Source organism: Halorubrum rubrum (assembly GCF_024494685.1).
Taxonomy (GTDB): Archaea; Halobacteriota; Halobacteria; order Halobacteriales; family Haloferacaceae; genus Halorubrum; species Halorubrum rubrum.
The window spans coordinates 1-935 of the sequence record NZ_JANHDM010000023.1; the positions used below are offsets into that span (position 1 = coordinate 1).

The following is a 935-nucleotide window of genomic DNA, read 5'->3' on the forward strand; positions in this document are numbered from 1 at the left end:
TGCTTTGTTGAATCCGATGACGGCGTCGGGGTCACTGTTTGAGCGCCTGTTCGAGGTTGTAGACTGCGGCGGTCAACACGAGTTCGCGGAACTCGCGGTACCACGCGCGAGGATGGACAGCGGGGCCGAACCGACGCTTGATGGCCGAAAAGGCGGTCTCGGCCATCCAGCGCTGGCCGTATAACTCGCTGTCCAACCGTGCGTTGTGTGCGTGATCGTACGCAGCAAACAGCCGGTGACGCAGCAAAGGCCGGACGCCCTCTGAACGGAGGGCGTCCCGGAGAGATTGGTCGTCATAGCCTTTGTCGCCGGCGAGACTCTCTATTTTCCCGGTGTTGCGAAGAGCGACTCGACGGCCAGTTTGTGTGTCGTGAGGCCAGTGTGCCGAGCAGTGAAGATCGAGGATGGCACACGAGTCCGTATCGACGAGCGCCGTCGTTTTGAGCGTGCGTATGTGGCGATCCGAGCGGTATTGGTAGTGTCTCGATGCCGTTTCGCGGTCGAAGAACGTGGCATCGATGGCACCATGCGAGCCCGGATCGCAGATGTTCGCGGACTCACGAAGGAATCCACGCCATATCGACATGGGCACCCTCTCAAACGACCGATACAGCGTTGAGGGTGCGGGAAATGCCGTCCGCGCCAGCTGTAACAGACCACGAACGCGATCCATTTCACTCGCCCAATCCACAATCTCGCGGTACGTCGCGTCCATGTGAACCCGCAAAAAGTGGAGCGTTACATGCTTCCAGCCGGGAAATCCGTTGCCAGTCGGATCACTCACCGCCGTTGGACTGGCGGCACAGCGCTTTTGAGCCAGCGACGCGGCTTGCTTAACGAAGCGGAAGAGGAGTTTGGACACATTCGGCTCTTCCGCTTCGCTTCCGCCTTCAGAGCGACGCTATCCTGCTGCCTTCTGCGGATTCAACAGAGCA

Annotated in this window: 1 protein-coding gene; it reads right to left on the reverse strand. The window is 59.8% G+C overall.

Annotated elements, in window-relative coordinates; all coding sequences use genetic code 11:
• Nucleotides 1-31 precede the first annotated feature (31 nt).
• Complete coding sequence (locus NO889_RS16350; protein ID WP_256413281.1) at nt 32-862, reverse strand: IS5 family transposase; 831 nt, start codon at nt 860-862, stop codon at nt 32-34.
• Nucleotides 863-935 lie beyond the last annotated feature (73 nt).